Source organism: Alphaproteobacteria bacterium (genome assembly GCA_016699735.1).
Classification (GTDB): Bacteria; Pseudomonadota; Alphaproteobacteria; order Micavibrionales; family Micavibrionaceae; genus JAGNKE01.
In genome coordinates, this window is sequence record CP065008.1 from 36,448 (window position 1) to 61,491 (window position 25,044).

Below are 25,044 nucleotides of genomic sequence, written 5' to 3' on the forward strand. Positions count from 1 at the left end.
TTCATCAGTGCGCCCTCATTGCACCCGTCCGTTCTCCCGTTCCCGCTCCAACCGGAAATCCGCTTCCGCCGCCTGCCGCGCCAGCGCTTTCACCAGCGCGACAATCTTCTCTTCCAGCTTCGTGCCGTCCCGATTGTGACTCTCTTTTGGCCGAGTCTTCAACCGCTGGAGCGCCTTGCGTTCTGCGGGGTCACGCCGCATGGCGCTCTTCCTTCAGCGTGCCACGGATGCGCTTAACGAACCGTAAAGAGAATCGGCGCAAAGCGTCTCTGGGCGCCGCGTTCCGGTCCTTCATCCGGCCAGCGGTTTCGCCCATGCCGCTCATGATCTCTCCGCGTTTCCACCGGCCGCTTTCGCGGGCGCGGACGGATTTATTTTCGGATGGGGCGCGGCGCAGGCGCGTCTGGACCACACCGCGTCCTTAAAGTAAGGAAGCTTCCTGGCCCGGATGACGGGCTGGCCAGCGACGGCGATCAGTTGCTCCTCTTCGGGCAGACGCCCGATTTCATCGGGCGTGAGGACCGGAAAGCCGCGCTCATTCACCGACAGGCGCCACGGCGCGAAGAAATTCTCAGCCTCGCGGGAGACGCTCCGTCCTTTTCGTGTCGCATTGCCGATGCGCGCGCTCCACGCCTTGCGGTCGAGTTCGCTGCGGATACTCCAGGCTTGCACGAGGCTCGATTGCTCCTCGATCAAACCCGCGAGATTGGGGCCGTAAATCTCCACGGGCTGGCGGCGGGACTGGAAGATCATCCAGCACCGCACGCCCTTGCCGGGCAGGAGCGAGAGCGCCTTGCCGATATTGGGCAGGCGTCCGAGATTGCCCATCTCTTCGAGCATGAAGAGCAGCTTCGTGCGGCGCTCATGCAGCGTCGGCGAGGCCGCAATGGCCTCCAAAAGCAGGGTGACGATCAGCCCCATCCACGGGCCGTGGGTTTCGAGCTTGGATTCCGGCAGGATCAGATAAAGCGTCGTCTTCCCGTCCAGCACATCGGAAAGCGAGAAATCGCTCTCCATCAGCGAGCGCCCGAAATCCGAATGCGCCTCGTAAAGCTCCAGCGCGTGCATGGCGTTGTCGCGGAACGCGCCGAACGTCTTGGCGTATTCCGGCTCCAGCCCGTCGGCGAGCGCGTTGCCGTATTCGCGCAGGAGGCCGGAGAACATCTCTGTGTTCTGCATGACCGAGGCCATCGAGCGCTTTTCGAATTCACTCGACCAGACGCAGGCGCGCAGTCCCGGCAGCGTGCATTTGTCGGGCTCCAGGGCGGCGAGGTAGAGAAGGAAGGTCACGATCAGGCGCCGCCCGCCATTGCGGAAGAAGATTCCGTCGCCCGCTTCATGGGCGTGGCCGCGTTCAGAGACGAGCTGGAGCGCGATCAGCTTGCAGAGCGCGTGCAGTTCGCGCCCGCTGTTCTTGAGCACATCCTCGACGAGAACACGCAGCGGATTAAAGCGCAGGCCGGGAATGCCACGCGCCCCGAAGGGATTGAGGATCAGGACGCGCTGCCCGTCCTTCTTTCGCCACGGGGCGGTGAGCGCGGTCAGCTCGCCTTTGACATCGGTGACGATGACGCTGCCCGAAGTCCAGTGCAACAGCGCCGGGACGACGAGCGACGTTGTCTTCCCTGTGCGGGCCGGGGCGTAGGCCAGCATGTGGCCGTTGCCGGACTGGAAGGGATCGTAGAAGAGCTTGCGTCCTTCCAGCATTCCGATGAAAAGGCCGCGCCTGGCCTCGCTCATCTTCTGCACGAAACGGTCCTTGAGCGTGGCGAGCCGCGCCTCGCCGTAGCCGCCTGAGACGATCCGGCTCTCATGCAACAGATTGATCTGGTTGGCGGTCTCCAGCCCTTGCAGGGAGAGTGCGAGCAGCGTCTTGCCCAATAAAAAGAGCGCCAGCCCCATGACCGCCAGACCCCACAGACGCCAATCGGGATACTGCGCGATCCAGGCGCCGAGCCACAGCAGCGCGAGCGCGAGGATCAGCGCAGGGACAATCGCTTGACGTTGCCGGGCGCGCATCGTCCTAGCGCCCCTCGATCCTGAGGATTTGCAGGCCCGAGAGCGAAACCCCGAAGGCGCGCAGGAAGCGGTCGAGTTCGCCTTGTAAATCCGCGCCTGCCGAGACTTGCAGATCGGCTACCGGCGCGAGCACGGCGGGCGCCGCGTTTCCCGCCCAGAAGACGAAGAGCTTGTTGTCATTGGCGATCTTCTGGCCGCTCGCGATGAGGGTGGCGACCTTTGCGCCGTATTCGTCCGTGATCCCGGAGTCGATCCCGTCGGTAATGACCAGCGTGATGTTGGGCATCCCGGTCTCCCAGGAATAGACCGCGCTGCGGTTGGTCTCGAAACTGATCCGCAGCGCCTCGAAGAGCGCGGTTCCGCCCGAAGGCGCCGGAACCTTGCCGAGAACGGAAGCCGCTTGCGCGCATGGGGTTGGCCGCGCCGGATCGGTCAGCTCCTGCACGCGCTCGTTAAAGACCAGCACCCGGCAGCGCGCGAACGCGGGCAGCGCGGCCATAAACGTCCGCAAGGAGACCATCACCGGATCGAGCGCCCCCGCCATCGAGCCCGAGACATCAAGCAGCAGATTGACGGGCAGCGGCGTTCCATCCGGGATCGCCGCCCAGTCATAGGAAAACGTCAGGCGTTTGAAGGATGTGTTGAAGACAGAAACTTCCGAGGGTGCGGGCGCAACAATCGACCCGTCCGCCCGCCGGAAGAGGACCAGCGCCTCGCGCGCACCGTTTATTCCGCGCACACCGGCAATCGTCACCGAGGCGACATTGCCGCCGGCAAGGACGATGAGGTCCTCGCCCTTGTGGCCCGCAAAGGCGGTGAAGGGGCGGCCGCTCTCCAGCAACAGTCCCGAGCGCCGGATACGCAGATCAAGGAGCGAGTCGTTCCCCGCCGCAAGATCGAAGACGATCTCCGGCTTGCCGAGCGTGCGGATTTGCGCGTCCGGATCGGCGACCGAGAGCTTCGCGCGTCCGGCCTCAGGAACCGTGACGGATATCCTCTGCGCGTTGGCGGCGCCGGTCGCGAGTGCGAACGTGAGGATGCGTACAAGAGTATGCGTTCTCATAAAGTCCGTTCTCATGGCGTCTCTCCGGCGCTGAAGGGCGAGGAGCGCAGAGCGGACAAGGAGCGCTCGACATCGAGAAACGTGACGGGAATGCCGCGCGCGCGCAGTTCCTCGAAGCTCGGCGCCAGAAATTCCTCCCACACGCGCTTTTGATGCGGAGAGACCCAGAAGAAGGCAAGCGAACGGAGATTGGCTGACCCCAGAAGCGCGCCGTTAATGTCGCCGTCTTCGGGCGGCATCTGCGGCAGGGTGATGTGTGTGATCGCTGAACACGGGCGCGGTGTATCCACCAGCGAGCTGAAGATCACGACCTGCACGCCGTGGACGCCTTCGCGTTCGTGCTGGGCGAGGTTGCTTTTCAGTTCCGCAAAGGCGCCGGGCAGGTTATTGCAGCGCGCCGGATCGGCGGTGATGGCATCCACGAGCGCTTGGGCGCGGAGCGGATCGCGCCGCAGTTCGAGCGGCGTGCCGCTCCAGACTGTGCGTCCCAGGGAGGTTGAGATCACATTGACCCTGGCGTGGGCGCCGGCGCGTTTGCTGGCCAGCGCCTTGAGATGCGCCAAAAGCATCATCTTGCTGGTCTGCGCACTGCCCGCATCGAGCAGAACGCCGGAGTCATCAATGATGAGTTCGAGTGCGATCTTGTCCTGCGCGAAGAGTGGCGCGCTCACCAAGAGCAGCAGGGTGAGGAGGTATTTCATGACGCGCTCCTCGATAAGGCCCGGCGCGAGGCTTTGAGGATGTGCGCGGTCGCCAGCCCCATCGCGGCGTTAATCAGGATCAGCGCCACACACATCAGCAGCATCGGCCAGAAACCCGTGGCATGTCCCGCCAGCGTCGGGATCGGTGAAGGCGCGCTCTCGGCGGCTACGCGCAAGTAAAGCGCCGCGAACTCGGTCACGACGACGAAGGCATAAAGAAGGAGCAGGAGTCCGGTCACGATCCGGCTCAGCGCATCGGCAAAGAAGCCCTGCGGGTTTCCGAAAATCTCCTTATGCCGCTCGATGAGCTGACCAAAGAGGAAGATGGGCGTCGCGACGGCGGCAAGGCCCAGAATCCCGTTGATCAGAGTCGAGACGGTGAGGTTCTGAACCCAGCCCCAGGGCGGCAGGCCGAGCGCATCGACGAGGAACACGTCGGAGCCCACGGTATTGACCAGCGAATAATTGGCCGTGTGCAGGAGCCAATTAAAGGCTTCCGCGCCCATGATCCCGGCCAGCTTGACGATGACCCAAAGCCGGTCGGCGGGCTCCAGGGGCAAGGCTGCATCGCCGCCTTTTGGCGGCTGCCAGCTTGAGAAGTTTTCTTCGAACTCGGACATGAAAGCCTCCTTGCGCCCGCCTGAAGGAAACTCCAGGACGGGCGCGTCACGGTTGATCGTGCGGCGCTCCGAACCTCAGGGACTTCGGACCGCCAGGGGGCTTTGCGCAAAGCTTGGAAAAATCGTAAGGGAAGGGCTCGGTTCAGGCGAGAAACAACGCCCGAGCTTGTCAAGTTCAGCGCCCCGGCAGCGATAATTCCTCATGCCCCGCAAAAACAGGCCGCCGAAGAACCGCTACTGCCGCCGCTCGAAACTCGGCGAAGAGGCGTTTGCGGGGTTGTTGTTCGACTGGTTTGCGAACCGCAGCGCTGAAGAATCGGCCAGCCGATTAAAGGAGCACTACGGCGTGAACATCAGCCGTCAGGGCGTGAACAAATATTTCCTGAATCTCGGCTATTACACATTTCTCAACTTCTATGTCCCCGACGCGCTGTTGCTCCTCCTCAGTCCTGATCTGGAGCAGAAGGGTTTTCCGGAAACCATCGCCCGCGAGCGGCGCTGGGTCTTCGCCTACAGTTTTGAGTTTGCGCAGGCGATGCTTAAAGCCGCACGGATCAGTCCCGAACGGAAGGCGGCGGCGTGTGATCGCCTTCTTGCGATCCCGGCTGCGCTCCGGCTCTATCTCGAAGACGGCGTGGTCTCATCAGAAGCGATGATCGAGAGCACAGCGCAGGGCGCCATCTTCACGCGCCTGCGTGATAACCAGTTCCTCGTGTCCGCCCTCCGCGAAATCAGACGCCGGACCTTCGGATACGCATCCGCACATTTCCTCTCCTATTTCGGGAAGGCCTATTTCATGGAGGCGTTCTCGATATCCTGCGAGCAACGCGGCAATGACCAGGCCACGCTGAACAATGTCTGGGTTCAGATGGGAATACGCCTGCCACTGACGACCTATCTGCAAGTCAATCCGATGACGGTTATGGAACCAGCCCGCATTGCGGCGACGATCCCCGGTCTGATCCGAGGATTGACGGATGAGGGGCGTGAACCCTAAAGCAGGCCGCCGCAGTTCTTCAATGAAGCATGGAGAACGCGATCTTCTTGAGCCACGCGTGTTTGGTTTCGAGCATATGGCCGCGTCCATATTTCGGGCCACGGCTGCGGTGTCCCATCAACTCGTCGATCACTTCCTCGGGCGCGCCCGCATCGCGCAGCCTGTCCTTGAACGTGTGCCGCAGCGAATAGAGGGAATGATCCTCTGTGGGCTTCAGATTGTTCTCCCGCAGGTATTTGTTGATCGTTGTCGAGACGGTATCGGCGTTGCGGTAGTGGGAAAAGCCCGTCGGGAGTTGCGAGAACGCATAGAGCGAGGAACCCACGAGCGGAATCTTTCGTTGCGAGTGCAGCGTCTTGAGCGCGTGGTCGCCGCGAGCCCTGATCCAGATATGAGGAATATTGTCCTCTAGCAGGATGTCGTCGGGTTGGAGGCCAATGAGTTCCGATTCCCGCGCCCCGGTATCGGCCATTGCGAAGATCAGGAGGCGTGCTTCGGCATTCAGGCCGGCGAGCGCACCGCCACGGAGAAGTGTCTGTTGCACATAGGACGCCTCGAAGGGCGGACGAGAATTGTCGAGTTCCTTGAGCCGCGTCCGTGCAAAGAGAACGTCGATGTTCGTTCCGATCTCCTGAGCGGCGCAGACCGTTTGAAGGATGTCACGCACGTAAAGCAGGTTCTTGTTGACGGTGCCTGCTACAGCGCTTCCGTCCGATACGCGGTCCATCCACCACTGGCGGTATTTGAGAATGTCGCCTCTAGCGACTTCATGGATAGACTTGTCGTCCACCACTGCAATGAATCCGTTCCATGCCGCGATCCGGGGGTTCTTCCATTTTCTGATTTGGTGATCGGACTTGTTGACCAGTCGGTCCGAGCAAAGCGGCCAGAACCTCTCCAAAATCTCGCTGAGCATGACCGTCGGAGCATTCAGCCCACCCAGGACCGCGGTGACGACTTTCGGTTGCTCAATTGCGCCCGCAGCCACGCGGACACGTTCCATGACTTCCTCAAGGGGAGCTTTGGCGATTTCTGCGACGCTCTTGTAAGCAAATCCATGTGCCTTCGCGAGCTTTACGGCGGCACGGTAAGCCGCGACGCGGTCTGTCTGGCCGTTCGTCTTGATCAGGCTGCGCCAGAAATCCTCGATGTAATCGTTGTAGATCGCAGCCTTGCGGTGCGCTTCTCTTTCATCGCGCGTTCCGAGCGATATTTTGATGGATGTGCGTGTCTCGAACGGGAGAACGTAACCGGGAACTCGCCGTCTGTAGTAGTAATAATCTCCGCGTCTGAAAACATAAGACTGCATCCGCTCCGTGTCCCATCACGACATTCGATTTGTATCTCAAAAATGAGTAAAGAAAAACCTTCGGGCGGTCAAGAAAAAACCACATGCAAGTCATATCAATATCTTAAGATGGAAATAGTTAACGACTGGTAAAGAAAAATGGCGGAGAAGACAGGATTCGAACCTGCGAGGAGTTGCCCCCTACACGCTTTCCAGGCGTGCGCCTTCAACCGCTCGGCCACTTCTCCGTAAGGGAAAACAGGAGTTTTTCCCGATTATTCCATTTCAGAAACCGGACACTACCTTTATGTGAGTAAAAATTCAACCCGCCTTTTCGTTCGCCCCCGCGATTGTTAAGATATTCGTTAACTTTTCATGCCTAGAGGGTTGAATGATGCGCAAACTCCTGATCCTGATCGCTTTCCTGCCGCTCGTCGCCGCCGTTGGCCACGATGTCTATCAGTTTATCCAGAATAAGGAAAAGGGCTTCCGCTTCTCCGATGTCGGCTGGCTCTGGGCAAAATACGACCCGCAAAGCCACCAGCAGATGAGGGAGCAGCTCAACACCCTGATGGAGCAGGCCGAGGAAAACCGCGAGCCGGAAATGATCGCCGAACCGATCGAGGAACCCGTGCCCCCGGTTCCCGCCCCGCAGGCCACCGACCTTCCGCCCCAGACGACGGAAGCCCAGCCCCTGACCCCTGAACCCGGCGCGGCTCAAGCGCCGACCCCGGCCCCGCAAACGCCTGAAGCCCTTGACGATGAGACAGGAAAAGTCAAAGTCATCATAAAGAAAAAGGATGCCCTGCCGAAAACCACCGAAGTTCTGGGCGGAGCGGCGGGCTTTGCCGCCTTCCTGATGCAGCAAAAGGCCGTAGTCGTCGCCGGCGGCTTCGCCGCCCTCATGATGCTCCTGATGTGGATTTGCGGGTCAGTGAAGCTCGGCCGCAAAAAGGATATGGATGACGACCTGCTGTCGAACCGCAAAAAGGGCGGCAATTACAAATATAGCCGCAAATAACGGTCTACTGAACGCAATCGCTCATCGCCGCAACCTCTGCACAAATCAAATCCAGATCCTCAGGCCGCGAAAGCCTGTGCTCCCCGTCTTCGACATAAACAATCCGTGTCTGCGGCCCTTGAAACTGGCGGGCGATATCCTCCGCCGTCTGCCACGGCACATCTTGATCCAGCCGCCCGTGCAGCAAAGTCACGGGAACGGCGATCGGATGCTCCCGGCTCAAAACGCAGCGTTCCCGCCCGTCCACAATCAGCTTTTTCGTAATGACATAGGGCGGCCCATAAGCACTCGGAACCTCCACAAACCCTTGCTCCTCGACCTCCTGCCGTTGCGCGTCCGAAAGTTCCCGCTCAATGGCCACTGTAAAATCGGGAGCCGCGGCAATCCCGACCAACCCCTTCACCCGCTCCGGCCGCTCAAGCAGCAGCAGCAAAGAAATCCACCCGCCCATCGAAGACCCGACCAGAACGACATCCCCCGGCACGACCTGATCCAGAATATCCCGCGCATCCGCAAACCACTGCCCGATGCAGCCCTCGGCGAACCGCCCCTCGGAAACCCCGTGCCCGGAATAATCGAACCGCACGAACCCCTGCCCCCGCGCACGGCAATGCGCCTCGAGCGCCAAAGCCTTGCTCCCGCTCATATCCGACCGGAACCCGCCCAGAAACATCACGCAGGGCAGTCGGCATCCCTCCACAGCAGGAAAATAATGATAAGCCAGCGTATCCCGTCCGGGGCGGTGAAGATGGCGGGGACTCATGATCCGTCCTTAGGGTTAATCGTGCACAGAAACCGCCTTCCGCAAGGGCGAACCTTGCGTCCGGGCGGCGTTCGCTTTATACATAGACCAGACGCCGGGGGCTTTCCACCCCCCAAACCGGAATTGTGTAGAGGACAATGAGCGCCACGCCCTTCGAACCCGTGATCATGCAGATCGTCCCGGAACTTGGCGCTGGCGGCGCCGAACAGGGCTGCATCGATATTGCCGCGGAACTCGTAAGGGCGGGTGCAAAATCCATCGTGGTCTCCAATGGCGGCTTCCGTATCCCCGAGCTTATCCGCGCCGGGGCGCTGCATATCAACCTTCCGGTCCACAGCAAAAATCCGGTCATCATGTGGCGCAACATCGCCCGCCTGCAAAAACTGATCCGTCAGCACAAGGTCAATATTGTCCACGCCCGCAGCCGCGCCCCCGCCTGGAGCGCCTATAAGGCCTGCAAAAATACCGAGGCGCATTTCATCACCACCTGCCACGCGCCCTATAATATCAGCGGCGAGGCCAAGCGCCTCTATAACCGCTCCATCGCGCAGGGTGAACTCGTCATCGCCATCTCCGATTATGTGGCTGACTATTTGCGGAAAAACTACGATCTCGACAACGGAAAAATCCGCGTCATCCCCCGCGGCATCCCGATCGAGCGATTCCACCCCACCGCCGTCACACCCGAGCGCCTGATTACCCTCTCCCGCGAACTGCGGATTCCCGAAGGCTCGAACATCATCATGATGCCCGGCCGCCTCACGCGCTGGAAGGGCCACCACGTCCTGATCGACGCGATTGAAAAACTCGACCGTCAGGATATCTTCTGCGTGATGATCGGCTCCGATCAGGGCCGCAGCGAATACCGCAAGGAACTGGAAGAAGCCATCACAAAAAAAGACCTCGGCAGCAAAATCCGCATCGTCGATCACTGCAACGATATGCCCGCCGCCTATATGCTCAGCACCGTCGTCGTCTCTGCCTCCACCGACCCCGAAGGCTTCGGCCGCGTCCCTGTCGAGGCGCAGGCGATGGGCCGCCCGATTGTCGCCACCGATCACGGCGGCGCGCAGGAAACCATCGTCCGTGGCCAGACCGGCTGGCTCGTCCCGCCCAACGATGCGCCCGCATTGGCCAAGGCCATCGAAGAGGCGCTGTCCCTGAACCCGATGCAACGCGCCGTTCTCGCCACCCGCTCCATGGCGCACGTCGCGGCGCACTTCACCCGCGAAAGAATGGCCGAAGCCACGCTGGGCGTTTACGCCGAATTGCTGCAGGGCCGCCTCCGCAGCCCCATGCGGATCGAACCCTTCGAACACTATACCGAAAGCCAGCGCGCCAGAGCGTTCGGATAATATGACTCCGACCGACAAAGGCGAGAGGATTCTGGTCATCAAGCTGGGTGCGCTCGGCGATTTCATCCAGGCGCTCGGCCCCATGGCCGCCATTCGCCGCGCCCATCCACGCGCCCGCATCACGCTCCTGACTACGAAACCCTTTGAAGAATTCGCCCGCCGCTGCGGCTATTTTGATGAAATCTGGCGGGATGAAAAACCCTCCGCGCTCAATCTCCCCGGCTGGCTGTCCTTGCGAAAAAAACTGCGCGGCGGGAGTTTCACACGCGTCTACGATTTGCAGAACAGCGATCGCACGTCGCTCTACCTGAAACTCTTCGGAAAAAAGCACAGACCGGAATGGGTCGGCGCGGCCCGCGGCGCCTCGCACCGCAACGCCTCCCCTGACCGCTCGAAGGGCCATGCCATCGACGGACATATCCAAACCCTGGCCCTCGCAGGAATCACGGATATCGCCATCGACAATCTCGGCTGGATCGAGGAAGACCTGACAATTTTTAATCTTCCGCCCGCCTATGTTCTCATGGTTCCGGGCAGCGCGCCGCAGCATCCGCACAAACGCTGGCCTGCTGAAAATTACGCCGCCCTCGCTTCTCTCTTGTCCGAACGGCAAATCCATCCCGTGCTTCTCGGCACGGCGGCGGAAAGCGAAGTGACGGATAAAATAAAATCGCTCTGCCCGTCGGCCTTAGACCTCAGCGGGAAAACCACCCTCTTCCAGATCGCGGCGATGGCCAGAAACGCATATGGAGCGATTGGAAACGATACGGGACCGATTCATTTGATCGCGGCCACCGGCTGCCCCACACTGGCCCTGTTCTCCGGCTCAAGCAACAAGATCAAACACGCCCCGCAGGGAAAAAATGTCGTGATCCTCCAGAAAGAAAAATTATCGGACCTGGACATAAAAACCGTCCACGCCGCAGCAGAAAATATCTTCAAAATAAAAGATTTGAAGCCCGACAGAAAATCAGGGTAAGGGATTAAGCGTTCGCGGCCTTGCGCGGTTCGAAGGCCGGAGCAAACTTCTCCTCGCGTTCCTGCGGTGTATAGATATCGCACAGGCACTTGAGAAGTTCCTTGGTCGCCTCGTTCTGAAGGGAATAGTAAATGGTCTGCGCTTCGCGGCGCGTCCGCACCAGCCTGTCCTTACGCAGCCGCGCCAGATGCTGCGACAAGGCGGACTGGCTCAAGCCCACGATCCGCTCCAGCTCACCGACGCTCTTCTCACCCTTGTAGAGTTCGCAGACGATCGTCAGCCGCTTTTCATTCGACAACGCTTTCAGAAGACTGACAGCAAGATCAACATTTTCTTCAATATCTTGGACATCCATCATTTTTTTACCCTTAAGCCACCCTATTCAATTCAAAATAAACTGCGATAAAAATGAAAAGTGATTGAAATAAAATTACCAATAAACTTGAATGAAAATAATATATGTAAAACAATATCCCTATCCTCTTAATTATAGGGATTTAGGGAAAAAATCAAGAGTGCTGAGGAAAACACTGCTAAGAACGGGGTTTAGAAGGAGTTTTTCGGGTCAGCAGATGGGCCGCACGGTCGGGCAAACACGCCAGAATCCGCACCGCCAGCACAACCGGCCATGGAAAGGCAATACGCGTTTTCCCTCGCTCGATCCCCCGGACGATAGCCTGCGCCGCTGCTTCGGCGGACATCAAAAACGGCATCGGAAAGGGATTTTTTGCAGTCATGGCCGACTCGATAAACCCCGGACAGATCACATGAACGCCAACCCCCTGCTTTCGGAGCGGACTCACCAGCCCTTCTCCGTAAACCCGCACTGCCGCCTTCGAGGCCGTGTAGGCCGGTGCGCCCGGAAAGCCGCGAAACCCGGCCAGCGAACTCATCAGAGCAAGATTCCCCCGCCCGCGTGCGACCATCAACGGCAGAATCGGCTCGACCGTATTCAAAACCCCATACAGGTTGACTCCGAAAACCTCCCGCACCCGCTGCGGGTCTTCAAGCACCAGCGGCCCAGGCCCCGCCGAAATCCCCGCATTGGCAACCAGAAGGTCAAGAGGAAGTTCCTGATCGAACGCCCGCAACCACTCGGCCATCCCCTCACGATCCGTAACGTCCAGAACGCCCACGCGCACCGCCGCACTTTTTCCCTCGCAAACTTTCTTCACCGCCTCCAGCCGCCCCTGATCGCGCCCCGTCAGGCCGAGCGTGACCCCCGGCGCGGCATAATGAACCGCCAGCGCCGCGCCGATCCCGCCCGATGCGCCCGTAATGATAATATTTTTCAGCTCTTTGGCCCGGATGCTCATAAAAAACCGCCGCGTGGGAATTGCGTTTCTGGAAATCTAGCGTTAGTTTGAATTCCATCAAAAGCCAAGCAAAACTTGTTCAGGAGCAACGGTGCCCCAAATCCAGCGCAGAGGTCTCATGTATGTGCTCTCCTCCCCCTCCGGGGCCGGAAAGACGACGATCTCCCGCGCCCTGCTGGCAAAAAACAGCAACCTGACCATGTCCGTCTCCATGACCACCCGCAAGCGCCGCGCCGGGGAAACCCACGGCAAGGATTACTTTTTCGTCGATCACGACGATTTCCGCGACATGGTTGAAAACGGCGAGATGCTCGAACACGCCAAAGTCTTTGATAATTACTACGGCACGCCGCGAAGGCCCGTAGAGGACGCTCTGACCGCCGGAAAGGATATCGTCTTCGACATCGACTGGCAGGGGACGCAGCAACTGGCCGAAATCGCCCGCGAAGACCTCGTCACCGTCTTCATCCTCCCGCCCAGCCGCGCCGAGCTGGAAAAACGGCTCCGCAACCGCTCCCGCGACACCCGCGAGACGGATGTGGAAATCCGGGGCCGGATGTCAAAGGCAGCCGATGAAATCTCCCATTATTCCGAATATGATTATGTCATTATTAACGACGATATCGACTACGCCATCACTAGGGCGCAGGTGATTCTCGAATCCGAACGCCTGAAACGCAGCCGCATGGTCGGCCTCTCCGACTTCGTCCGCGGCCTGCGGGATGGACTCTGATCAAAGCTCGATTCTAGCCCCACGCACCGCCGCCGCATAATTCTCCCGCCCCGGCGCACTCCGCTCAAGGCGGGCGACCATAGCCGCCACAATCGCGGCGTCCTGCACGCTCATCGCCGGCGGGTCGGGAAGCTTCAAATCCCCGAACTCGCGTTTGAATTGCGCTTCGGCTTCGGGATCGGGCTGATAATCGAAAACCTTCCCGCTGAACGCATACTGCGCGAACGCATCCTTGAACCGCAAATGCCCCTCCTTGTCCGCCTCAAGGTCGCAAGCCACAAGCCCCCAATGCGCGATGGCGAGCGCGGGATGCCCCTCATCCCCCACCACCACAAGATGCTGGTGATTCCACAGCCGTTCCTTCTTGATCGTCTCGAAATCCTCCGCCAGCTCCCGCCGCGAAATATGATGAATCGGATCCAGATGTTTAAGATGCGGAAAGGCATGATGCATTTCATAGACATATTCCGGGGGAATGATCGCCCCCGGCATCTCGACCCGCCCCTCCATCAGCGCGATGATCTTGTTTTCGCCGCGCACCATGTGCATCGCCTCGTCCCATGATTCGCGCAGAAGCTTGGTCCGACGCACAAAGAGCACGTCAGGATTTTCATAAACCCAATACGGTCGGTAAGGTAATTTTTGATCGCCCGCACGTTGCAAGACCAAACCCCAATTTTTTACATAAACCTTCTGACCGAAGAATAGCCTATCCGGCTAGGACAGCGCAAGCCTGACATAATCCTCGACCGCCAGCTCTTCCGCCCGACTCTGCGGATCGATTCCCAGCCTTTCAAAATGCTGCGCGTAATCCTTGAGGCTGCCGCGCACCATTTTCCGCCGCCCCTGAAACGCCAGAGCCGTCAACCGTTCCATCGCGGAAAAATCCGGCTGCCGCCCCTCAAGATTTTTGGGAACAAAACGAACCACAGCCGACCGCACCTTCGGCGGCGGCGTGAACACGCTGGGCGGCAGCTCAACCAGAACTTTAACATCGCACAGCCATTGCGCGATGATGCCGAGCCGCCCGTAATCCTTGCCCCCCGGCGCCGCGCAAATCCGCTGCGCCACCTCCTTCTGGAACATCAGCGCCAGAAAGGAATAGGTCTCGCGGTCGGCCCTTAAATCCCTCAGCCACCGCAGCAAAAGCGGCGTGGCAATGTTGTAAGGCAGATTGGCAATAACCGTGCGCGGCGCTTCGCACAAACGGGGAAGATCGGTTTCGAGCGCATCCCCCCGCAGGATGTTCAAATCGCCAGCAGCAGCATCCTGCAAGCCTTCAAGCGCAACAACCGCCCGCGGATCAGCCTCGATCGCAATGACCTTCGCAGCCTCCGAGCGCAGCAAACTCCGCGTCAGCCCCCCCGGCCCCGGCCCGATCTCGATGACATTCAGCCCTTTCAGGCCACCGCACAACCGCACGATTTTATCGGTGATATTCTGATCGAGTAAAAAATTCTGCCCTAGCGACTTCTTCGCTTGCAACCCGTGCGCGGCGATCACATCGCGCAACGGCGGCAAGCCGGAAAGATCACGACTCGACACGGTTATCGATAAAGGCGGAGGCTTTGAGATCCAGCAGATAGCCGCGCTGCAGCCGATCCAGCCGCTCCTGCCCCAGCATCTGGTAAACAGCGTCGCGGGAGGGCAGTTTATCGCCGGAAAGCTGGCGCTTCTCGCGCACCAGCAGGATATGATATCCGTGCGGCGTACGAATCGGCGCCGAAACTTCCTTAATGGCAAGCCCCTTCACCCCTTCGCGCAACTCTTGCTGCAACTGGTTCTCGGCCACCCAGCCCAGATCGCCGCCATTCGAAGATCCGGCAGATTTGGAAAATTGCTGCGCCAGTTTGAAAAAGCTCGCCCGCCCGCCGCGAATTTCCGTGACCATACTGGCGGCCAGTTGCTTGACCTTGCCTTCGACCTGCGCGTTATCGGCCGGAAGAAAAATCTCGGCCAGCAGATACTCCGGCTGCCCCGCACCTTTCATAAGCCTCTCCAGAACGTCATCCACGTCACGTTCCGTGATCGTCACACGCGGACGCAGCTTCTTCTGCACCACAAGACCCCACGACAGATGCGCCTTGATCTGATCCTCGACGGTTACAAGACTCAAGCCGCCCTTCCGCATCATCCCCTTGAACGCATCGGCTTTCATATTGTTCTGCTGCGCGAGGGTTTCAAACCCGCGGGCAACATCGTCAGCGGTCACGCCGAGTTCCATCCTCGAAGCTTCCTGCACCATCAGCCGCTCCTCGATCAGCGAATTGAGAATCTGCGGCGCGAGTTTTTTGCGTAATTCCGGTTTGTTCGGCATCCCCGAAGACGCCATGATCAGCCGGATTCGGTCGTTAAGATCTTTCTGCGAAATCGCATCCTCATTGACCACCGCCGCGATCTGCTGGTCCGCGAACGAAACGCGCGGCGCTACAACAAAAAAAGCCGCAACAAAAAAGAGGAGGACAACTCTTGCCTGATTCAAGCCCATAACCGATTCCCTAACTGCCGATTCATTAAATGTTTGTGGCCAGAGGATATACCGCCCCGTGCGGAGTGTCAAAGCCACCGCTGACCTTATGCATCATACGCCGCCAGGGAGAACTTCCCTCCGGCCCTGAAGGTTTCAAGATATCCCGGAAGAATAAGGTCCAGAGTCTTCGGCGTAAGCCCCAGCGTCGCAAAATTATAGGCCGCGGGCGAAACCACATTATCCGATTTCAGCGTCTCCACCTGATCGCGCGTCAGCAAAGGCTTGGGCAGAAGGCTCAAGAACGTCGCCTGAACCTTCGCAACGCCCCACGGAAGGGTCACAAGCATCCGTTTGCGGCCCGTAAAGACAAACATTTTTTCATAAATCTCTCGGAAGGAATAGACTTCCGGCCCGCCAAGTTCATAGATTTTCCCCTCGGGATTATGCTTCTCCCGCACCCGTGGCGAAAACAGGCACGCCATGACCGCATCCGCCACATCCCCCACATAGACGGGCTGCATCTTCGTCTGCCCGCCCCCGATCAGCGGCAGAAAGGGCATATACCGCGAAAGCTCCGCGAACATATTAAAGAACGAATCATCCGGCCCGAAAATCACACTCGGACGCAAAATCGACGCCCGGGGAAAATGCTGCAAAACCTCCTTTTCCCCCGCCAGCTTGCTCTGCGCGTACTGAGAGGACGCCCTATCGCAACTCAGCGAAGAAACATGAACGAACCGCTCAACCCCCTCCGCCGCGCAAGACCGTGCAATGAGCGAAGGAATATCGACATGGGCCTTCTGGAAAGTAGCCCTCTTCCCCCGCTCGTAAAGAATCCCGATGCAGTTGACCACGAAATCGGAACCGCGGACCACCCGCGCCAAGCTCTCGGGATCGCTGTAGCGGCAGGCGAACGGCACCACCTGCCCGACCGCCCCGCAGGGCTTGAGAAAATTGGCCCGCTCCGGCGCCCGTGTGGCGACCTTGACGACGATTCCCCGTGCCGCCAACGCCCGCACGACCTGCCGCCCGACAAATCCTGTGCCGCCGAAGACCGTGGCTGTTGGGTAGGAATGACTCATGAAAAAACCTCGTCTGATCGGCCCAAATATGACGCATTTTCAGGACAAAAACAACGTGCAGACGAAGGGATTTTGTAATAGGTGTAGAGGAAACGAGGGAGCAAAATAATGACAGGACACGATGATCACCGCAGGAAACAATGTTCACACCTGCTGGCTGCCCTGTTCTTGGCCGCTTTATTTCTGGTCCCCTTCGCCTCCCAGGCCGAAGAAACCTTTGAGGTGAAGGCGAAAACCCCTGTCGTGATCGAACTCTTCACCTCCCAGGGCTGCTCCTCTTGCCCCGCCGCAGATAAGTTTTTTGAGCAGTTGGCCGGACAGGACAACGTCATCGCCCTGAGTTGTCACGTTTCCTATTGGAATCTTGGGAGTTGGACAGACACCCTTTCTCAGGATTTCTGCGACATCCGCCAGCACGGCCTCGCCAGCCTCGACAACCCGCCGAAAATCTATACGCCCCAGATGATCATGAATGGCATGAACCCCTTCATCGGCTCACGGCCCGAAGAAATCAGGAGCGCCATAAGCGCCGCCAGAAATCAGGAGGTCCAGCCAATAGCAATCACCCGCAACGAAAAAATCCTCCGCTATGAATTGCCCGAGGCCGCGATAAAAACTCCCAAAGGCTTTCGCCTCTGGATGTACGGCTATAAAAAATCCGTGAGCGAAGACATCAAAGCCGGAGAAAATGGTGGCCTGAAGGTTCATTACGTCAACGCAGCAGTAAGCTATGACAATCTCGGGCCTTGGGAAGGCGACCCGATCACCAGTGCGGCCATCGTCCCGCAGGAAGACGTCGATGGCGTAGTCATCTTCGCGCAGGCGGGAGGATACGGCCGCATTGTCGCCGCGGGAAAAATCGAATTTTAAGCTTTATAGAATTCAGACCTTCGTCAGAAAACTGTCCATGACCCGTTTCTGACCCCCGCTGTCGAACAGGATATCCAGCTTGTGCCCGTCGATATGCACCACGCGCCCATAGCCGAACTTGTCGTGAAACACACGGTCCCCGCGGATGAAAACGGTCCCGCTGCTCGAAAGAACGCCGCGGCCGAAGACACCGGACTGAACCGCCGCGGGATTGACCCCGCTGGAATCCCAATGCCGCGATCGTCCCGCCGCCTGAGTACTGCCCGTCTCGCTCACCGTCTGCGTCAACTCCGGCGGCAGCTCGTCGATAAAGCGCGAGGGAATCGCCGAAACCCAGTTCCCGTAAATCCTGCGGTTGGCGGCATGGGAAATGAAAACACGCTTGCGCGCCCGCGTCAGCCCGACATACGCCAGCCGCCGTTCCTCCTCCAGCCCCTTCATCCCGCTTTCATCCATCGTGCGGTGCGAGGGGAAAAGCCCTTCCTCCCACCCGGCCAGAAACACGCAATCGAACTCCAGCCCCTTCGCCCCGTGCAAGGTCATCAGCGTCACCCCGTCCCCGGCCCCCGCCTCGCGGTTTTCCATCACCAGCGAGACGTGTTCAAGAAACTCGGACAAGGAGCCATATTCCTGCATCCCGCCGATCAGCTCCTTGAGGTTTTCGATACGCCCCGGCGCTTCGGGGGACTTGTCCGTCTTCCACATCGCCATATAGCCGGATTCATCCAATATCTGCGCCGCCAGTTCGGCATGAGGCATATTTGGGATTAACGAACGCCAGCGCTCGAAATCATCCATCAGCTTGCCGAGCGTCTCGCGCACTTTTGGTTTGATTTCATCGGTTTGCGTCAAATCTCTGATCGCCTGAGTCAAACAAATTCCGTGCCGCCGTGCATGGCCGTAAAGCGTATTGACCGTACTGTCACCCAGCCCGCGCTTGGGCGTGTTAATGATGCGCTCCAGAGCCAGATCGTCTGCAGGCTGCACCGTCACCCGAAAATAGGCCAGAGCGTCGCGAATTTCCATCCGCTCATAAAACCGCGGCCCGCCGACCACACGGTAGGGAAGGCCGAGCTTGATGAATCGCTCCTCAAATTCTCGAGTCTGGAATCCCGTCCGCACCAGAACCGCGATTTGCCCGAGGGAAAATCCCGCCTGCCCGCCGCGCGGATGCTGCAGCTGCTCGATCTGCTCACCAACCCATCGCGCCTCCGCCTCGCTGTCCCACAACCCGCCAACGGTAATGTTTTCACCCTCGCCCTTATCCGACCACAGCGTTTTGCCCAGCCGTCCGGCATTGTGGCCGATCACCGCCCCCGCTGCCTTGAGGATAGCGTTCGAGGAGCGGTAATTCTGCTCCAGCCGCACAATCCGGGCGCCAGGAAAATCTTTCTCAAACCGCAGGATGTTCCCGACCTCCGCCCCGCGCCACGCATAGATTGATTGATCGTCATCCCCCACGCAGCAAATATTCCCCGTTCCCTGCGCCAAAAGCCGCAGCCAGAGATACTGCGCGACGTTCGTGTCCTGATACTCATCAACAAGAATATACCGGAACCGGCGGTGATAATCGGCCAGAATATCCGCGTTCGCAGGATCTTTCAAAATCGTGATCATATGCAAAAGCAAATCCCCGAAATCGCAGGCATTCACAGACTTCAGCCGCCCCTGGTAATTTCGATACAATTCGGCCAGTTTACCGTCAGCAACCTCCCGGAACTCGGAACCATTGATCATATCCGGGGTCTGGGCGCGGTCCTTCCAGCGCTCGATAAAGCTCATCACCACCTTCGGTGCCCACTTCTTGGTGTCGATCCCTTTTTCTTCCATCAGGGGCTTCAAAAGCCGCGCCTGATCGTCCGGGTCAAGGATGGTAAAATTGCTGCTCAGACCGATGCGCTCCGCATGACGCCGCAGCATCCGCGCAGCAAGGGAATGAAACGTCCCCAGCCACCAGCCCTCAAGCGAATGTCCCCCGGTAGCCGCGCTCACCCGCTCCTTCATCTCCTGCGCCGCCTTGTTGGTAAAAGTCACCGCCAGTATCTGCGATGGATACGCCCGGCCCGTATTCAGCAGATGCGCCAGCCGCGTGGTCAGCACTCGGGTCTTGCCCGTCCCCGCCCCGGCAAGAACCAGCAACGCCCCGTCCAGAGTCTCCACAGCCTCTCTCTGGGCGGCATTCAAACCCGCGAGATAATCCTCCTCGCGGGAAACGGTAGAGCCGAGCGTTTGAACGGCAGAATCAGCCATGATGGTCCCCATACTGGTACGCCTTTCCAGAGGATTCCAGAGAAAAAGAAGAAAAAAAGAAATTTAAAGGAAATGAAAAGGCGTTCAAACCTTCGCTGCTTGAACACTCATCGCAACAGGAGCGACCGCAACCTGGTTCCGTCCGTTATGCTTCGCGGCATAAAGCGCCGAATCGGCGCGGGAAATCAGGTTCTCGATCGGCTCTGATTTCACATATTCTGCCACACCTACAGAAATCGTGATCCGTGCCAGCCGCTCCCCGCTCTGACGGTTGATCACTTCCTTCTTGGCGACGTTCACCCGCAGATATTCCGCAACCTTAAGCGCCGACTGAATCTTGGTATCCGGCAGAACGATGACGAACTCCTCCCCCCCGTAACGGGCGGCAAGGTCACGTCCCTTGATTCCCTCTTTAAGAGTTCGGGCCACGAGCCTCAAAACCTGATCCCCGACCTGATGCCCGAACGTATCGTTAAAACTCTTGAAATGGTCGATATCCATCATAAGCAGGGCAAAGGTTTCATGGCCCTTCGCCGCAGCTTCCTGAGCAATTCTCTGGATCTCCTGATCGAAGGCCTTGCGGTTCGAAAGGCCGGTCAGGGCATCGGTCAAAGCCTCCCGCCGCGCGATTTCAAGATCACGGTGAAGCTTTTCCATCGTCGTCGCCGACTCCTGAAGAAGTTCCTCAAGATGGTTATTCTGGTCCATCATCACCTTGGTGTCCTCAAGAACCTCGCCCAGAATCTCGCTGATTTCCTCCTTGGTTTTGTCCTCACTCAGCTTGACATGGACTTCCTCCAGCGAATGGTTGTAATCGCTGGTAAATTCACGCACCGCCCCGACCGCAGTATTGACCTGCTTGATGGTTTTCTTGATCTGGTCGCCCGCTGTCCGCACCCGCTCATCCTCGCGGTTTTCCCGCAGATGTTGCTGGTAAATCGAAAGGCACAACTCGTTGGTGGGCTTCTCGCCCTTGGCCAGTATCTCGTCCAGCGCCTTGTTCATCGCGGGATTGGCCCCGGAACTGTAGACAAACCACAATTCGTAGATTTCAGGCGAAGGCAGCAAATCGCCCTCCGCAATCCTTCGCAGAGCGTGAGCGGAAAAATCCTTAGCCTTGTCAACGGGATAGAAATAACTCAAGACAGGAACCGTTCAAAAAACATCGAAAAAATTATAAAACAATTCTACGACCAGTCTACAGAATCATAATTGTAAGATAAATGGACAGCAAAAGGGTTAACACCTTGGTCCCCCGAAAAATAAAAAGGGCGCAAAAGCGCCCTTCATAAAAACCCGAACAAAGCTTACATCGCCAGAGACATCCCGTGATCCATCTTCTTGTTGATGGCAAGGGTCAACTGAACTTCCAAGGCGCTTGTATTGAGCTTCTCGTGATCCAGAACGGTGTTGACCGACTGAGAGTCCATACCCAGATCGGTGGCCACGCGGGAAAATCCTGTCAGATTATCACCGACGAGCTTGACATGCGCGGCATCGTAACGTGCTGCCGTGCGGACATCTTCAACGACAGTGGCTTCATCTACGAGCTTCTGAACCGCAACGTTGCCGGCATCAATCTCAACCTGGGCCTTAGCAACCAAGTCGCCGCACTTCCCGTAATGCTCACGAATATCGGCATGGTTGCCGTTAATAACATTCTCCTCCAGATCGTATTCGAGATCCACGAGGGCTTTAAAATCATCTTCCTGATGTGGATCGGCAGCGATAAACTCCGCCAGATCGTCCATCTCGAAATTATTCCAGTGATTCTCACTTTGGTCGTCGGCGCTGACCGCCGGAGCCGACCCGCCGCTGGCCGAAGCACTGGCACGAGTATCCTGCGGCGCGTTCGATTGCAAACGTCTAAGCGACTCTTCAAGTAATGCTTCCTGCTCGGCACGGCTGAGTTTTTTACGCTCATCGCCCATTTCATTGGCGACAAACGAAGCCTTGCCCATCGTCGCCAAGGTTCCAGCCCCGAAAGCCGCCTCTCCTGCGACATAAGCCATAGCCGTACCCTTGGTCGCGGCATTGTCGGGAATCAGAGTATCCATTGCAACGACAGGATCAAGCCCCTGATCGATAGCGGTCGCCTTGATCACATCCAGCGCCTCGGTCTTGGCCTGATTCCAGTCATTCATGAAATTGCCGATTTTCTCTTTCACATCGGCAAGCCCTTCATGGGCCTTCTGCGAAATCTGCGCCGCATCCGTAATCGGCTTGGTCACATCGCGCTGCAAACTCTTGGTATCGATCTTGTCGGCACGGTATTTTCCGGCGGCCGAATCCTCGGGACGGAGCATCTCCATGAAGGTCTGCTCACGCACATTCCCCTTGATCAGCGATTCGGTAAAGGTCATCTGCTGATTGTGCTGCATCCCGCCCATCTGGACGCGAAACTGTTGCCAGTAGACCGGATCGTCGGAGCTGTAGGCCGCTTCATAACCCGCACGATCCATAATATCACGCGAATGACTCGAAACCCCGTCAGGGCTGCGTCCGTAACCGACTTCATCGATATCGAAATTTACACCAGCGATTGTCATTCTTTCACCGACTTTTCTATCGCCCCACCCCACCCGATAAAAACAGGCGCCCGCAGGACAGGCAAGATTATACATATGAATTATATGCCGCCCGCCCGGAAGAATACAAACAATTTTCTTCGATAAGACCTTATTTTTGCCTTAATCTGCAAAACCATCGGATTCTATAGTGAATTCAGGAAGATACGCCGGTAGCTCAGCGCCTCGGCCACCGCCGCCCGCCCCAAAATATCCCCGCCGCCCGCCAGATCGGCAATCGTCCGTGCTACCCTTAAAATCCGGTAATAAGCCCGCGCCGAGAGTTTTCCCCGCTCAACTGCCTGATTCATAAGGGCTTTAGCATCCTCGGCCAGTGGCGCAACGCTTTCCAGCACCTTCCCGCTCGCAACTGCATTGATCTCCCCCGGAATCTCCGCAGAAAAACCCTCATACCGCGCCTTCTGGATCGCCCGTGCCGCCAAAACCCGCCCCGCGACAACCGCCGATTCCTCCCCGCTCCCCGGCGCCTGCAGATCCAGCGCACTGACCGCGGCCACATCGACATGAAGATCGATCCGGTCCAGTAAGGGGCCGGACAACCGCCCCTGATAATCCGACCCGCAGCGCGGCGCCTTCGTGCATTCCTGGGAGGGGTCACCCAGATACCCGCAGCGGCACGGATTCATCGCGCCGATAAGCTGAAACCGCGCCGGATAGCGGATATGCGCGTTCGCCCGCGCCACCAGCGCATCGCCCGTTTCCATCGGCTGCCGCAAAGCCTCCAAAGTCCCCCGCGCAAATTCCGGCAATTCATCCAGAAAAAGAACCCCGTGATGCGCCAGCGAAATCTCCCCCGGCTTCACCTTATGCCCCCCGCCGATCAGCGCGGGCTGAGAGGCCGAATGATGCGGGTTGCGAAAGGGCCGATGCTGCAGCAATCCCCCGGCGGGCAAGGCTCCGGCCAACGAATGGATCATCGAAACCTCCAGCGCCTCTCGCGGCGAAAGCTTCGGCAATATCCCCGGAAGACAGCTCGCCAGCATGGATTTGCCGGATCCCGGCGGCCCGATCATCAGGAGATTATGCCCCCCGGCTGCAGCAATTTCCACCGCCCGCTTGGCCGTCTCCTGCCCCCGCACCTCCGACAGGTCCGGCGCGCGGAAAGCGGCCTCATCCCGCAGCTTCGCCTCCGGCTTGCTCATGACCTGCGTGCCCTTGATATGATTCACCAGCTGCAGCAAATTCGCGGGCGCAAGGATGTCAATCGTCCCCGCCCACGCCGCCTCCCCGCCGCATTCCTGCGGACAGATCAGGTTCCGGTCGTTCTCGTTCGCGTGCATCGCGGCGGGCAGAACGCCCGATACGCGCCGGATTCCGGCATCCAGCGACAACTCGCCCAGCACAACAAAACCCTCAAGCTCGTCCTTCGGAATGACCCCCATGGCGGCAAGCAGGCCAAGCGCAATCGGCAGGTCGAAATGACTCCCTTCCTTCATCAGGTCCGCAGGCGCAAGATTGACGGTCAGGCGTTTCGGCGGCAGGGACAAACCCAAGGCATGGAGTGCTGCACGCACCCGCTCCCGCGATTCCGCCACCGCTTTATCGGGAAGCCCGACGATGGTAAAAGCCGGCAGCCCGTTGGAAATCTGCACCTGCACATCCACGGGCTTGACCTCAATCCCCTGAAACGACACCGTGTGCACCCGCGCGACCATCTAATAACCTGTTTCTTCGTCTTCGCCCTGGTACGCAGACAAACGACGATTGATTTTATAAACCAGAAAAAGAAAGTATAAAACGATAGCCAAAAATAGAAAGCGGTTAAAAAACCAAGCTGGGCCAAACCAGAACCGAATCTGACAATCAACTGTATGACAGTTTTCCAGATAAAAAACAAAATTCCATATCAAACAGCCGAGAAGAAAAAAACCTAATCCGTAAAGAAAGACTACGATAACGCGATCCTTTTTTTGAGTTAATTCTTCGTCCAAGACAGGCTTTGGAAAATCAAAATAGCGCTTGAGGGTATAAGAAACGACAGGAAGACTGAAAATGAAAGGAAAGAAAAAAATTACAGCAGGTTGGTAAATCATACTTTCAGCGTTGCTGCAGCTATAGGGCGGACAAATCACCAAAGCATAGAGAAGGAAAAAAATATACCCAATAAAAAATAGGCAAAATAACAACTGAAGAAGAAAAGCAACAACCTGCACAGCTTTGACAAACATTGTCTTTGGCCCTTTTTTATACCTTACGCCCGACCACAACCCGCAACGAAAGCATCCCCACCGCGCACAATTCAGTCTCAGGCCAGAAGCTCCTAAACTTGCTACAGAGTCCCACCTTCGCCACCATCCACCGCCCCTCTAAACCGCGTCGGAATCGAAACCGCCAGCAATCCCGCCGCATAATGCCACAGCGGCACATCGCACATCACCATACGCTGCACATATTCGTTCATCCCCGCCCCCAGCCCGAAAAGACCGCCCCCGCCCGAAGGCGGCGAGGTCGCAACAAAAAGCCGCACCGCGCCCATAATAACAACACACACCGCCAGCGCCGCGCCGCCCCGCCTCACCCATCCGGCATCGGCTGCGCCCAGCGTGGCGAGAACCCCGCCCCGGCTGATGAAAAACACCAGCAGCGCGTAGACAGGAGCCAGCAGGACCGTATAGGGAATATCCTCTTGCCACAAACTGAACGGCCACGAAGCTGCCAGCGCCAGAGCCCCCCACGGCGCTGCAATAAAAAACGCCAAGCGCCCGATAGTCTTTCGCCAAAAGAGCCCCGCCGCCGCCACCCCGAGCACGAGCGCGATCACGACCGACGCCTCCGGCATCTCCACCGCGTTGCCGACATCGTATTCCCCTTCGCCGGAGAACAAAATGCCGCCCAGAATACCGAGGCACAAAAACGCGCAATAACCCCCAGCAACCCAAAGCCACCGCGCTTGCGGAGGCACCCCGTCATTCTGATCCATAAACATCTC

At 58.4% G+C, this 25,044-nt stretch carries 25 protein-coding genes and 1 tRNA gene; 6 read left to right on the forward strand and 20 right to left on the reverse strand.

The features are described 5' to 3' along the window. Positions 1-15 precede the first annotated feature (15 nt). The 5 genes from IPN28_00185 to IPN28_00205 form a co-directional block, all read right to left on the reverse strand. The gene (locus IPN28_00185; protein QQS57278.1) at positions 16-201 is read right to left on the reverse strand and encodes a hypothetical protein; all 186 of its coding nucleotides are present in this window, start codon (positions 199-201) and stop codon (positions 16-18) included. 120 nt (positions 202-321) lie between these two features. Beyond that, on the reverse strand, positions 322-2,019 hold the full coding sequence (locus IPN28_00190; GenBank protein QQS57279.1) for a type IV secretory system conjugative DNA transfer family protein: 1,698 nt from the start codon (positions 2,017-2,019) through the stop codon (positions 322-324). Positions 2,020-2,023: 4 nt separating this feature from the next. Further along, a complete protein-coding gene (locus IPN28_00195) occupies positions 2,024-3,097 on the reverse strand; it encodes a VWA domain-containing protein (protein QQS57280.1) in 1,074 nt (357 codons plus the stop codon). Continuing rightward, positions 3,094-3,783, reverse strand: coding sequence for a hypothetical protein (locus IPN28_00200; GenBank protein ID QQS57281.1), 690 nt, complete (start codon positions 3,781-3,783; stop codon positions 3,094-3,096). Before IPN28_00200 ends, IPN28_00195 begins: the two co-directional genes overlap by 4 nt. After that, the gene (locus IPN28_00205) at positions 3,780-4,403 is read right to left on the reverse strand and encodes a hypothetical protein (protein QQS57282.1); all 624 of its coding nucleotides are present in this window, start codon (positions 4,401-4,403) and stop codon (positions 3,780-3,782) included. The genes IPN28_00200 and IPN28_00205 overlap by 4 nt, the downstream gene beginning before the upstream one ends. Positions 4,404-4,605: 202 nt before the next feature. Here IPN28_00205 and IPN28_00210 point away from each other — a divergent pair, with 202 nt between their 5' ends. After that, positions 4,606-5,400: a hypothetical protein gene (locus IPN28_00210; GenBank protein ID QQS57283.1), complete on the forward strand. Its 795-nt coding sequence runs from the start codon at positions 4,606-4,608 to the stop codon at positions 5,398-5,400. A gap of 19 nt (positions 5,401-5,419) precedes the next feature. Here IPN28_00210 and IPN28_00215 read toward each other — a convergent pair whose 3' ends face one another. Continuing rightward, positions 5,420-6,709 (reverse strand): tyrosine-type recombinase/integrase, encoded by a 1,290-nt coding sequence (locus tag IPN28_00215; GenBank protein QQS57284.1) that lies wholly within the window; start codon positions 6,707-6,709, stop codon positions 5,420-5,422. 139 nt (positions 6,710-6,848) lie between these two features. Continuing rightward, positions 6,849-6,936, reverse strand: a tRNA-Ser gene (locus IPN28_00220). Between the two features lie 143 nt (positions 6,937-7,079). On the opposite strand from IPN28_00220, the gene IPN28_00225 reads away from it, so the two are divergent. Then, on the forward strand, positions 7,080-7,709 hold the full coding sequence (locus IPN28_00225) for a hypothetical protein (protein QQS57285.1): 630 nt from the start codon (positions 7,080-7,082) through the stop codon (positions 7,707-7,709). Positions 7,710-7,713: 4 nt separating this feature from the next. Here IPN28_00225 and IPN28_00230 read toward each other — a convergent pair whose 3' ends face one another. Beyond that, on the reverse strand, positions 7,714-8,382 hold the full coding sequence (locus IPN28_00230; GenBank protein ID QQS58494.1) for an alpha/beta hydrolase: 669 nt from the start codon (positions 8,380-8,382) through the stop codon (positions 7,714-7,716). Between the two features lie 227 nt (positions 8,383-8,609). Between IPN28_00230 and IPN28_00235 the strand changes: the two genes are divergently transcribed. Both IPN28_00235 and IPN28_00240 read left to right on the forward strand, forming a co-directional pair. Beyond that, entirely contained in the window at positions 8,610-9,827 is a 1,218-nt protein-coding gene (locus IPN28_00235; GenBank protein QQS57286.1) for a glycosyltransferase family 4 protein, read from the forward strand. A 1-nt stretch (position 9,828) separates the two neighbouring features. Continuing rightward, entirely contained in the window at positions 9,829-10,806 is a 978-nt protein-coding gene (locus IPN28_00240) for a glycosyltransferase family 9 protein (protein ID QQS57287.1), read from the forward strand. 4 nt (positions 10,807-10,810) lie between these two features. On the opposite strand, the gene IPN28_00245 is transcribed toward IPN28_00240, so the two are convergent. Further along, positions 10,811-11,161 carry a winged helix-turn-helix transcriptional regulator gene (locus tag IPN28_00245; GenBank protein ID QQS58495.1) on the reverse strand — a complete coding sequence of 117 codons (351 nt, stop codon included), beginning with the start codon at positions 11,159-11,161 and terminating at the stop codon, positions 10,811-10,813. Between the two features lie 178 nt (positions 11,162-11,339). Further along, entirely contained in the window at positions 11,340-12,122 is a 783-nt protein-coding gene (locus tag IPN28_00250) for an SDR family NAD(P)-dependent oxidoreductase (protein QQS57288.1), read from the reverse strand. 118 nt (positions 12,123-12,240) lie between these two features. On the opposite strand from IPN28_00250, the gene gmk reads away from it, so the two are divergent. Beyond that, the gene (gene gmk, locus IPN28_00255) at positions 12,241-12,855 is read left to right on the forward strand and encodes a guanylate kinase (protein ID QQS58496.1); all 615 of its coding nucleotides are present in this window, start codon (positions 12,241-12,243) and stop codon (positions 12,853-12,855) included. Here the strand turns inward: gmk and IPN28_00260 are convergent, their stop codons facing one another. The 4 genes from IPN28_00260 to IPN28_00275 all read right to left on the reverse strand — a co-directional run bounded on the left by IPN28_00260 (position 12,856) and on the right by IPN28_00275 (position 16,407). Further along, positions 12,856-13,518: a hypothetical protein gene (locus tag IPN28_00260; protein QQS57289.1), complete on the reverse strand. Its 663-nt coding sequence runs from the start codon at positions 13,516-13,518 to the stop codon at positions 12,856-12,858. Positions 13,519-13,572: 54 nt separating this feature from the next. Continuing rightward, positions 13,573-14,406, reverse strand: coding sequence for a 16S rRNA (adenine(1518)-N(6)/adenine(1519)-N(6))-dimethyltransferase RsmA (gene rsmA / locus IPN28_00265; protein ID QQS58497.1), 834 nt, complete (start codon positions 14,404-14,406; stop codon positions 13,573-13,575). Beyond that, positions 14,387-15,343 (reverse strand): peptidylprolyl isomerase, encoded by a 957-nt coding sequence (locus tag IPN28_00270; protein QQS57290.1) that lies wholly within the window; start codon positions 15,341-15,343, stop codon positions 14,387-14,389. The genes rsmA and IPN28_00270 overlap by 20 nt, the downstream gene beginning before the upstream one ends. Before the next feature lie 86 nt (positions 15,344-15,429). Next, complete coding sequence (locus tag IPN28_00275; GenBank protein QQS57291.1) at positions 15,430-16,407, reverse strand: complex I NDUFA9 subunit family protein; 978 nt, start codon at positions 16,405-16,407, stop codon at positions 15,430-15,432. 108 nt (positions 16,408-16,515) lie between these two features. Here IPN28_00275 and IPN28_00280 point away from each other — a divergent pair, with 108 nt between their 5' ends. Further along, positions 16,516-17,277: a DUF1223 domain-containing protein gene (locus IPN28_00280; protein ID QQS57292.1), complete on the forward strand. Its 762-nt coding sequence runs from the start codon at positions 16,516-16,518 to the stop codon at positions 17,275-17,277. Positions 17,278-17,289: 12 nt separating this feature from the next. Here the strand turns inward: IPN28_00280 and IPN28_00285 are convergent, their stop codons facing one another. The 6 genes from IPN28_00285 to IPN28_00310 form a co-directional block, all read right to left on the reverse strand. Continuing rightward, the gene (locus IPN28_00285; protein QQS57293.1) at positions 17,290-19,527 is read right to left on the reverse strand and encodes a UvrD-helicase domain-containing protein; all 2,238 of its coding nucleotides are present in this window, start codon (positions 19,525-19,527) and stop codon (positions 17,290-17,292) included. 84 nt (positions 19,528-19,611) lie between these two features. Beyond that, on the reverse strand, positions 19,612-20,670 hold the full coding sequence (locus IPN28_00290) for a GGDEF domain-containing protein (GenBank protein ID QQS57294.1): 1,059 nt from the start codon (positions 20,668-20,670) through the stop codon (positions 19,612-19,614). 164 nt (positions 20,671-20,834) lie between these two features. Further along, complete coding sequence (locus IPN28_00295) at positions 20,835-22,076, reverse strand: hypothetical protein (protein ID QQS57295.1); 1,242 nt, start codon at positions 22,074-22,076, stop codon at positions 20,835-20,837. 164 nt (positions 22,077-22,240) lie between these two features. Then, on the reverse strand, positions 22,241-23,770 hold the full coding sequence (locus IPN28_00300; protein ID QQS57296.1) for a YifB family Mg chelatase-like AAA ATPase: 1,530 nt from the start codon (positions 23,768-23,770) through the stop codon (positions 22,241-22,243). Beyond that, positions 23,771-24,283 carry a hypothetical protein gene (locus IPN28_00305; protein QQS57297.1) on the reverse strand — a complete coding sequence of 171 codons (513 nt, stop codon included), beginning with the start codon at positions 24,281-24,283 and terminating at the stop codon, positions 23,771-23,773. Positions 24,284-24,384: 101 nt separating this feature from the next. Beyond that, positions 24,385-25,035 (reverse strand): hypothetical protein, encoded by a 651-nt coding sequence (locus IPN28_00310; protein QQS57298.1) that lies wholly within the window; start codon positions 25,033-25,035, stop codon positions 24,385-24,387. Positions 25,036-25,044: the final 9 nt, after the last annotated feature.

What these genes read in the sequence shown, in the direction of transcription:
- IPN28_00185 (QQS57278.1), bottom strand. Translation starts at nt 201, where the DNA reads ATGCGGCGTGACCCCGCAGAACGCAAGGCGCTCCAGCGGTTGAAGACT.
- IPN28_00190 (QQS57279.1), bottom strand. Translation starts at nt 2,019, where the DNA reads ATGCGCGCCCGGCAACGTCAAGCGATTGTCCCTGCGCTGATCCTCGCG.
- IPN28_00195 (QQS57280.1), bottom strand. Translation starts at nt 3,097, where the DNA reads ATGAGAACGGACTTTATGAGAACGCATACTCTTGTACGCATCCTCACG.
- IPN28_00200 (QQS57281.1), bottom strand. Translation starts at nt 3,783, where the DNA reads ATGAAATACCTCCTCACCCTGCTGCTCTTGGTGAGCGCGCCACTCTTC.
- IPN28_00205 (QQS57282.1), bottom strand. Translation starts at nt 4,403, where the DNA reads ATGTCCGAGTTCGAAGAAAACTTCTCAAGCTGGCAGCCGCCAAAAGGC.
- IPN28_00210 (QQS57283.1), top strand. Translation starts at nt 4,606, where the DNA reads ATGCCCCGCAAAAACAGGCCGCCGAAGAACCGCTACTGCCGCCGCTCG.
- IPN28_00215 (QQS57284.1), bottom strand. Translation starts at nt 6,709, where the DNA reads ATGCAGTCTTATGTTTTCAGACGCGGAGATTATTACTACTACAGACGG.
- IPN28_00225 (QQS57285.1), top strand. Translation starts at nt 7,080, where the DNA reads ATGATGCGCAAACTCCTGATCCTGATCGCTTTCCTGCCGCTCGTCGCC.
- IPN28_00230 (QQS58494.1), bottom strand. Translation starts at nt 8,382, where the DNA reads ATGTTTCTGGGCGGGTTCCGGTCGGATATGAGCGGGAGCAAGGCTTTG.
- IPN28_00235 (QQS57286.1), top strand. Translation starts at nt 8,610, where the DNA reads ATGAGCGCCACGCCCTTCGAACCCGTGATCATGCAGATCGTCCCGGAA.
- IPN28_00240 (QQS57287.1), top strand. Translation starts at nt 9,829, where the DNA reads ATGACTCCGACCGACAAAGGCGAGAGGATTCTGGTCATCAAGCTGGGT.
- IPN28_00245 (QQS58495.1), bottom strand. Translation starts at nt 11,161, where the DNA reads ATGGATGTCCAAGATATTGAAGAAAATGTTGATCTTGCTGTCAGTCTT.
- IPN28_00250 (QQS57288.1), bottom strand. Translation starts at nt 12,122, where the DNA reads ATGAGCATCCGGGCCAAAGAGCTGAAAAATATTATCATTACGGGCGCA.
- gmk (QQS58496.1), top strand. Translation starts at nt 12,241, where the DNA reads ATGTATGTGCTCTCCTCCCCCTCCGGGGCCGGAAAGACGACGATCTCC.
- IPN28_00270 (QQS57290.1), bottom strand. Translation starts at nt 15,343, where the DNA reads ATGGGCTTGAATCAGGCAAGAGTTGTCCTCCTCTTTTTTGTTGCGGCT.
- IPN28_00275 (QQS57291.1), bottom strand. Translation starts at nt 16,407, where the DNA reads ATGAGTCATTCCTACCCAACAGCCACGGTCTTCGGCGGCACAGGATTT.
- IPN28_00280 (QQS57292.1), top strand. Translation starts at nt 16,516, where the DNA reads ATGACAGGACACGATGATCACCGCAGGAAACAATGTTCACACCTGCTG.
- IPN28_00285 (QQS57293.1), bottom strand. Translation starts at nt 19,527, where the DNA reads ATGGCTGATTCTGCCGTTCAAACGCTCGGCTCTACCGTTTCCCGCGAG.
- IPN28_00295 (QQS57295.1), bottom strand. Translation starts at nt 22,076, where the DNA reads ATGACAATCGCTGGTGTAAATTTCGATATCGATGAAGTCGGTTACGGA.
- IPN28_00300 (QQS57296.1), bottom strand. Translation starts at nt 23,770, where the DNA reads ATGGTCGCGCGGGTGCACACGGTGTCGTTTCAGGGGATTGAGGTCAAG.
- IPN28_00305 (QQS57297.1), bottom strand. Translation starts at nt 24,283, where the DNA reads ATGTTTGTCAAAGCTGTGCAGGTTGTTGCTTTTCTTCTTCAGTTGTTA.
- IPN28_00310 (QQS57298.1), bottom strand. Translation starts at nt 25,035, where the DNA reads ATGGATCAGAATGACGGGGTGCCTCCGCAAGCGCGGTGGCTTTGGGTT.